7 protein-coding genes are annotated in these 7,827 nt (G+C 45.3%); 4 read left to right on the top strand and 3 right to left on the bottom strand.

Going from position 1 to position 7,827, the window contains the following annotated elements; genetic code table 11:
- Window positions 1–580: 580 nt before the first annotated feature.
- Entirely contained in the window at window positions 581–1,348 is a 768-nt protein-coding gene (locus ACE1CD_RS07550) for a hypothetical protein (RefSeq protein ID WP_374822863.1), read from the bottom strand.
- Between the two features lie 24 nt (window positions 1,349–1,372).
- Complete coding sequence (locus tag ACE1CD_RS07545) at window positions 1,373–2,032, bottom strand: NAD(P)H-binding protein (protein WP_374796502.1); 660 nt, start codon at window positions 2,030–2,032, stop codon at window positions 1,373–1,375.
- Between the two features lie 185 nt (window positions 2,033–2,217).
- Between ACE1CD_RS07545 and ACE1CD_RS07540 the strand changes: the two genes are divergently transcribed.
- Both ACE1CD_RS07540 and ACE1CD_RS07535 read left to right on the top strand, forming a co-directional pair.
- Entirely contained in the window at window positions 2,218–2,928 is a 711-nt protein-coding gene (locus ACE1CD_RS07540; RefSeq protein WP_374822860.1) for a DUF1997 domain-containing protein, read from the top strand.
- Between the two features lie 149 nt (window positions 2,929–3,077).
- On the top strand, window positions 3,078–4,232 hold the full coding sequence (locus ACE1CD_RS07535) for an RNA-guided endonuclease InsQ/TnpB family protein (RefSeq protein WP_374796498.1): 1,155 nt from the start codon (window positions 3,078–3,080) through the stop codon (window positions 4,230–4,232).
- An 89-nt stretch (window positions 4,233–4,321) separates the two neighbouring features.
- On the opposite strand, the gene ACE1CD_RS07530 is transcribed toward ACE1CD_RS07535, so the two are convergent.
- Complete coding sequence (locus ACE1CD_RS07530; protein ID WP_374796496.1) at window positions 4,322–4,792, bottom strand: DUF4079 domain-containing protein; 471 nt, start codon at window positions 4,790–4,792, stop codon at window positions 4,322–4,324.
- A gap of 300 nt (window positions 4,793–5,092) precedes the next feature.
- Between ACE1CD_RS07530 and ACE1CD_RS07525 the strand changes: the two genes are divergently transcribed.
- Window positions 5,093–6,631, top strand: coding sequence for an ankyrin repeat domain-containing protein (locus ACE1CD_RS07525; protein ID WP_374822857.1), 1,539 nt, complete (start codon window positions 5,093–5,095; stop codon window positions 6,629–6,631).
- 110 nt (window positions 6,632–6,741) lie between these two features.
- Complete coding sequence (locus tag ACE1CD_RS07520; RefSeq protein WP_374796492.1) at window positions 6,742–7,590, top strand: hypothetical protein; 849 nt, start codon at window positions 6,742–6,744, stop codon at window positions 7,588–7,590.
- Window positions 7,591–7,827 lie beyond the last annotated feature (237 nt).

The following is a 7,827-nucleotide window of genomic DNA, read 5'->3' as shown; positions in this document are numbered from 1 at the left end:
TGGTACAACTTTAAGCTTCTACCAAACAGTCGTACCTGTGTCATTAGTACACTTGTACGACTGTTTTTTATCTTTTTACTTTTATTTATAGGAGTTTAGACTAACCGCGCTTTAGGGCGCGGTTAGTCTAAACTCCAGTCACAAGGTTTGGGGGTTTTTTGTTGGCGGATGCGATCGTCCCGACACCCTAAAATTTTTGTAAAACGATCCTGAAAGGTGACGCCAAGAGAGAAAAAAGAGAATAGGTAGATGCACCCTGATAATTTAAACCCCCGCCTCACAAGGTTTGGGGGTTTTTTGTTGGCGGATGCGATCGCTACTTTTGCCAAAAAGATCCGTAATTTATCCTGATGCTTACTACCACTACCAGAAAAGAGAAGATGAATGCACCCTGATAATTCAAACCCCCACCTCACAAAGGTGGGGATTTTTTTTGACCTATGGCACGGTCTGAAATTCCTGACAAATTTATCCTGATTGTTTTAGCAATCAAAGAAAAAAGAGAATAGGTAGATGCACCCTGATAATTTAACCCCCCAACTCGCAAAGATTGGGGGGTTTTTGTTACTAACTGCGATGTTTAACTTGCCGCTGCTTGTAGTTCTTCTTGCAGGATGATTTGATAAAGTTTGGGCAAATTTTGAGACATCGAATTAGTTTCTATTCCATATCCTAGACTTGTCCAAGTGCCGGAAAGTAACCGCAAAACTCGATCTAATTTGCCGCGTCGCAACTGTTTGGCAATATCAACTCCCCAAACTTGACGATCGCTTAACCAAGCATAAACTACCGCATCCTGATATTCCGGTTCAAAACTGTAGCCAGTCCAAAATAGCATCCGTTCCGGCTTGGGATGATATTGCCGTACTAATTTATACCAAGTACGGTTGAGCATTTGGTATCGACCAGCCGCAGTGCTACAATTTCCTGCATTGGGGCCTGTAACAATTGTGATACATTGATTGGGATGACGACTGAGATCGCTAACCTGCTGACCGCCGTAAATGACCGAGTAAGGGTGGGGTACATTCGACTCGCTGGCGGAAATTGTTCGCATCAAGGCGCGAATGTAGGGGTCGCCCCCTTTCATCACTAGAGGTACTGTGCCGTATAGGCCGGTAGAAGAATCGCGCTGCGATCGCTTCTCTGGAGAAATTTGGCACATTTGCAACAAAAAGATCAATCCAACAGCAGCAATAGTGCCGAAGAGCGCACGCCTCAAGAATAAATCCGTCAACCTTACTTGTGGCAAACGCTTCCGCCTCTGCGGTGCTAAGGTTTTGGGTATAGGCTGAGGCGATGACCCTTTAGGCATACGCTGACGCGATCGCTGAATCAAATTTGACACTCCTTACCTTTGCGTGCCATTCGATTAAGCCACACTAGCAAATAGCTCCTGCCAGTTTTTTGGGGCGGCTTCTGGCTTAGCAACAACTTCAACAATTTTATCGCGAGCGTCTGGTTGAAATAGTGCTTCAACACACACTTGTGCTACTTTAGTGCGGGCGATACGGCCATCAAATAGCGTGTCTGCGGCAGACATCACAACCGAGTCAGGATTTTCGTCATTCAGCAGACCGCCCGGTCGGACTATTGTATAAGTTAAGCCGCTTTTCTGGAGATATTCCTCGGCTTGTTTCTTCCACACTAAAATTAACCAGAACAGGTTGAGAGGATGGAATAGTTGGGAGGTACACAAAGAAGTAACTAAGACAAAATGCTCGATTCCCTTAGCTTTGGCAGCATCCACCAAATTTTTGGTGCCTTCGCAATCGACTTTGTATGGCCCTGTCGGATCGAAGCTGGGACTTGCACCTGTGGCACACAGCAGTACAGTGCTATCCCCGATGGCGGTATTAAGCGTTTCTGGCTGGAGGACATCGCCTACGACTAATTCAGCCGATGCGGGTAAAATGCCTCTGGCTTTATCTATGTCTCGCACTAAAGCCCGGACGGGAATATTGCGATCGACAAGCTCTTTGACAATCCGGCGACCTGTTTGACCTGTTGCCCCTGCTACAAATGTTTTCATCTCTCAAGCTATCTTGGTAAATGTGGACTTATTTAACGAAGACACTCAACTTTTATTTACATTGTATGAATTTGAAACCAGCAATACTTATGTTTCCGTTAAGATTCCAACTTTAGGTGTAAATTTTGACTTTTATTGGGCATCCTGAACATAGGCATAAAGATCGATCGCACCGGAGAGCGTCTATGCAATCACAGTACAGTGAATATCAATCCTTAGAGGGTAACGAAGCAATTTTGGAAATCGTGTCAGATTCTGCCGATATTGACCAATCAACAGGACAAACAGCAAACGCGATCGAGCCAGTTTGCTTTCACGGCTTCTTTGAAGATTATATGGAAATGTATGCCGACGCTCAAACCGTTGCCAACTATTTAGATGCTCACCAAGGATGGTTTCGCCGTTGCGCCCACCCTATGCAAGCCGAACTGATAGGTAAAAATGGCTATGCTTTGACGATCGGGCGGTTTGGTTCGTTTGGTTATGTGGTCGAACCCAAGATTGGCTTGGAGTTGCTACCGGCAGAAGAAGGAATATACCGCATCCGCACGATCGCAGTGCCGAATTACGTGGCTCCCGGTTATGATGTAGACTTCAATGCTACGCAATGGTTAGTAGAAACTACGGCAAGTGAATTGGATCGAGAGGTGCAGGCTGTCATAGGCGACCATCGAAAAGTCACCAAGGTAGAGTGGCAACTAGACCTAAAAGTTACCATTCAGTTTCCTCGGTTTATTTACCGCTTGCCGATGTCTTTGATTCAAAGTACGGGCGATCGCCTACTAGCTCAAATTGTCCGGCAAGTCAATCGGCGCTTGACTTACAAAGTGCAGCAAGACTTTCATGCAAGCTTGAATTTGCCCATGCCAGAAAAGAGCAGAAAGCGGGCAGCTTAGCAGTATGGTTTATGGTATGGGAAAAGGGAAGAAATTTTCATTCTTCCCTCCCTGTGAACATTTACCAAAAAAATGGGTTTAAAGCCCCGTCCTAGAAGGACGGCTTTCGTTGACTGTGGTATATTTATACCAAATGAATCGGCGTAAATATGTTGGTATTTGAGGCGAAACTTGAGGGAATTAAACAACAGTACGAAAGACTTGATGAAGCTATTCGTACCGCCAGGTTTGTTCGCAACAGTTGCATCAAATACTGGATAGACAACAAGGGGATTGGCAAGTACGAGTTGAGCGCTTATTGTGCAGTTCTTGCCAAGCAATTCTCTTGGGCAGGAAAACTCAATTCTCAGGCTCGACAAGCATCGGCTGAACGAGCATGGATTTCCATAGCTCGGTTCTACGATAACTGCAAAAAAGGTAAACCAGGAAAAAAGGGTTTCCCAAAATTTAAGAAACATCAAACTCACGGTTCTGTTGAATACAAAACAACAGGTTGGAAACTCTCGGAAGATAGGCGAAATATCACCTTCACCGATGGGTTTGAAGCAGGATGCTTTAAGCTGTGGGGAACTCGCGATTTGCACTTCTATCAGTTGAAACAGATTAAGAGAGTTCGAGTTGTCCGTCGTGCTGACGGATATTACGCCCAAATTTGTCTGGATGTGGAACGGGTGGAGAAGCGAGAGCCAACAGGTAAAACCATTGGATTGGATGTCGGACTGACTCACTTCTACACCGATTCGGATGGGCAGACGGTTGAGAACCCTCGTCACCTGAGAAAATCGGAAAAAGCTCTGAGGCGACTGAGCAAGAAACTCTCTGGCACCCCCAAAGGCTCGAAAAATAGAGCCAAAGCTAGAAACCGTTTGAGCAGAAAGCACCTGAAGGTAAGCAGGCAGCGTAAAGATTTTGCCGTGAAGTTGGCAAGATGCGTTATCCAGTCCAACGACTTGGTTGCCTACGAGGACTTGCAGGTGCGAAACATGATGAAGAATCGGAGATTGGCAAAATCTATCTCTGATGCGGCATGGACGGCTTTTCGTCAATGGTTGGAATATTTTGGCAAGGTGTTTGGAGTGGTGACGGTTGCCGTTCCACCCCACTACACGAGCCAGAACTGCTCTAGCTGTGGGGAAGTTATCAAGAAGTCATTGAGTCAAAGAACACATCGCTGTCATCATTGCGGGTTTGTTTTAGACCGAGACTGGAATGCTGCCATCAACATACTAGAATTTGCACTTCGTACCGTGGGGCACACGGGAACGTTAAACGCCTCTGGAGACATCGATCTCTGCAAGGGGTGAGGAAACTCCCTTAAGTAAGTCGAGTCGGGGAAAGAGGAAGCCCAAAGAGTAATCTTTGGAATCACCGTGGCTTTAGCCCGGTGAGGATGTCAAATTTTGCTAATAATCCTTTGTAAAATCTCCATACCTGTTACAGCTTGCCAGCCAAAAAGTCCCACAAGAACAACATTCAAGAATATGTGGGTGTAGCGAGCGAAATCATTTCCTTTCTGCATCAAGGGAGAAAGAGCGGCAGAAGTCGCAATTAAAGCTGTCATAGTCAATCCTACCAGTAGGTGAGGGCTGACAAACAGCTTGCCATTGTTAATGTAGGTAACGCCCATAGCGAAAACTGTGGCAACAACCATCAATGCCAAAAGGAGAGAACCGATTTGGTAGTGCCGGATGTTATACCTACCCTTAATTAACTCTTTCTTGGTTTCCCCTTCTGCAAATCTCGTGCGTTGGACTTGAATGCCCAGGTACATAGCATATAGGGATATGGCTAAAAGTACCCACATGACAACGGGATGGATGAACTGACTCCAAACTTTAACGGACGCGGGGATTTCCAAGCTCATAGTAGAGGATTGCTTAAGGAACTTATAAAAGTTAGCATAAACTCCGTAATGATTCTTTGCAAATGGGGGATGGGGTAGGGGAGCGGGGGGCAAGAAAGTTTGACGATTTTTCTACAGGCCACCAAGATAAAATAATTTTCTTCCGCGAACATGAATTAGCCATGCTGGAAGGACGGGATTCGGGAACCGATTATTTCGATGATTATTCTGCATAAACTGAATGCAACCAGCAACACCGTCTTCTCAAGAGCCTAATTTAACGCTAAGTTGACATTGCTGGGGATGCGACGAGGCACAGGCATGACTTCCACATTAGATAAAGATGTTTTATTAAGACGGGCCGCTCAAAACGGCGAAATCGATCGAGTACAAGTACTACTGGCTGAAGGTGCCAATATCAACGCCACAGACAAAGACGGTACCACCGCTTTGATGTTTGCTGCCCGCAATGGCTACACAGATGTTGTGCGACTGCTGTTAGAAGCAGGTGCAAACATTAATCTGCCGAGAAGATTGTACAAGCTAACAGCTTTAATGTTGGCAGCTGCCAGTAACCAAGTTGATGTCATTCCAACTTTGCTGGCAAGCGGCGCAGACGTAGATGCCAAAAATATCGACGGTAGCACCGCCTTAATGGTAGCGGCCTTGAAAGGTCATGCGGAGGTGGTACGGATATTGCTCGATGCGGGTGCCCAAGTCAACATTAAAGATAAAGATGAAGATACTGCTTTAACCATAGCCGCCGAACACGGTCACACAGAGGTCGTGCAAGCATTGCTGGAGGCTGGTGCGGAGGTAAATGTAACCAGTGGCGGCGAAACAGCTCTCACTTTAGCAGCAGGTCTAAATTACCCTGAAGCGGTCAAGGTGTTGTTAGCTGGTGGGGCAGATGCAAATGCCAAAACCCAAGAGGGCAGAACCGCGCTGATGTTAGCAGCCGAGTCCGGTTATAAATCGATCGTAGAGCAGTTGTTGGCTGCATCTAGTTCCGGCTTGTGGGATCACTTAAAAATATTGCCGCCGCAGAAGCAAACTATTATTGACCTTAATGCTAAAGACAAAGAGGGCGAGACCGCTTTAACGCTGGCAGCCGATCAGGGATACACTGCGATCGTACAAGCATTGCTCAACGCCGGTGCAGATGTAAATGCCAAAAATTTAGATGGATGGACAGCCCTAATGGCAGCCTCAGCAGGCGGTTATACTGCTATTGTCAGTGCTTTGCTGGATAAAGCTGCTGATGTTAACGCTAAAGATACGGATGGCGAAACTGCTTTACACCTGGCTGTAGTAGAAGGTTATGCTGAAATAGTACAACTTCTGCTCGATCGAGGCGCTGACGTTGGCGTTAGAAACGAACTTGGCGACACAGCTCTACACTTAGCAGCTTTACAAAATTACAGCGATATTGTAATATTTCTGCTAAAAAAGGGAGCCAATCCCAACGCCAAAAACCTCGGCGAGACGCCTTTAACTATGGCGGTAGGTCGTAAAAACACTGATACAGTGAGAGAACTTCTAAATAGCGGTGCCGATCCCAACGTTCCAGATGATGATGGAAAAACTGCTTTGATCAAGGCATCTGAGCAAAACGATGTCTCCCTGATGCAGCTTTTAATTTCAGCGGGTGCTGATGTCAACGTTCAAGATCATCTTGGTGCTACAGCGACAATCTGGGCGGCTTCGCGGGGTTATGTGGAAGCTGTAAAACTTTTGCTTGACTCCGGTGCGGATGCGAACATCAAAAATAAGGGTGGTTACACGGCTTTAACGATCGCTGAATTAAATAGCCACCGCAGTATTGTGAAATTGCTCAAAGAAGTTGGCGTACAGGAGTAGTTATTGAATATGAAAAGTATTTACTTTCTTTCTGCGAGAAGATTATCGATAATTCTTTTTCCGCTCTAATCTTCTTCAGCCGCATAGATTATCCGATCGGGAAAAGTAGTATGCGATCGCGAGTTAAGTTATTATCGCTGACTGTTTGGATCACCGTTTCGCTCTTGATAATTGGCGCAACGCTGGTTGTGCTGGGAATTTTTAATTCTGCACTGAGATGGGATATTTTCAGTCCGCAAGTTGAAGCCGTTTTATACGGAATATTTGGTGCCAGCGTTGCTCTCAGTGCATTTGGTGTCGCCATTACTTTCGTGCTGGGCATTCAAGAAATAGTCAAAGCAGTGGCATCGCTTCGACCTAGCCAAGAAAGAGATGCTTCTGGTGCGATCGCACCAGAAGCCCGTCGGCGCACCTACGCAGCATATATGGCGGGTCTGGTAGCTTTTCTTTCTGCTTTAATCGGCTTTCTTTCCTTAATTAATTATCAAATTCAAGTTCATCGCAATAAAGTATTTAAACGTATTGCATCCGAACAAATCCAAAGCCTCAACAGTAAATTTGTGCAGCAGATTGCACCCTTGAAAAATCCTCCTAGAAATAAAGTACCGATAACCCTTGACGACTTAGTTCAAAACGTCAATAAATTATCCTTTGTGGAGCGTCTCACACTTTATGTCCCCGAGCCAAATGATAATTCGGTCATCTGGAGCTATACATCTTGGGGAAATTATGATAATAAAAATGGTTTCGCACGTTTAATTGTTTCCAAAGACTTTGAAAAAGCGATCGCACAAGCCTTAAAAGGCGATTCTAAATTGCTAAACACGCTCAATAATCGCACAGACTTTAAATGGTACTACGTTGTCAGAAACCAACAAGGTAAACCTCTTGGGGTACTGAGAATTGATGGCAATCAAAGTGAAAACTTTAGGGAATACTCATTAGGCAGTCGATCGTAAATATTTCGACTCTGCTTTACTTGTAGTGGAAAACCCTGGTTTTGGAGAGCCTCAACTGGGAAAAAGAGCATAAGAGATCGGAAATTAGTGCAACTTTTTAACCTGGAGTTCCCCGCGCTGCGGGGAACTCCAGAAGACTAAAACCCTTACCCAGAAATGGATGTAAAGATTATCGTTCGGTCAAGTTGTACCCATGTAATTTAAGCTTTTCTTTATTTTTGAGATGATTAGCTTATG

This window comes from Aerosakkonema sp. BLCC-F183 (genome assembly GCF_041929145.1).
Taxonomy (GTDB): Bacteria; Cyanobacteriota; Cyanobacteriia; order Cyanobacteriales; family Aerosakkonemataceae; genus Aerosakkonema.
Note: the sequence above shows the minus strand (reverse complement) of the source record. Positions and strands in the feature narration are given on the sequence as shown.

Bases quoted from the DNA above. Each gene is read 5' to 3' on its own strand.
- ACE1CD_RS07530 (WP_374796496.1), bottom strand. From the start codon at position 4,792: ATGAGCTTGGAAATCCCCGCGTCCGTTAAAGTTTGGAGTCAGTTCATC.
- ACE1CD_RS07545 (WP_374796502.1), bottom strand. From the start codon at position 2,032: ATGAAAACATTTGTAGCAGGGGCAACAGGTCAAACAGGTCGCCGGATT.
- ACE1CD_RS07520 (WP_374796492.1), top strand. From the start codon at position 6,742: ATGCGATCGCGAGTTAAGTTATTATCGCTGACTGTTTGGATCACCGTT.
- ACE1CD_RS07535 (WP_374796498.1), top strand. From the start codon at position 3,078: ATGTTGGTATTTGAGGCGAAACTTGAGGGAATTAAACAACAGTACGAA.
- ACE1CD_RS07540 (WP_374822860.1), top strand. From the start codon at position 2,218: ATGCAATCACAGTACAGTGAATATCAATCCTTAGAGGGTAACGAAGCA.
- ACE1CD_RS07525 (WP_374822857.1), top strand. From the start codon at position 5,093: ATGACTTCCACATTAGATAAAGATGTTTTATTAAGACGGGCCGCTCAA.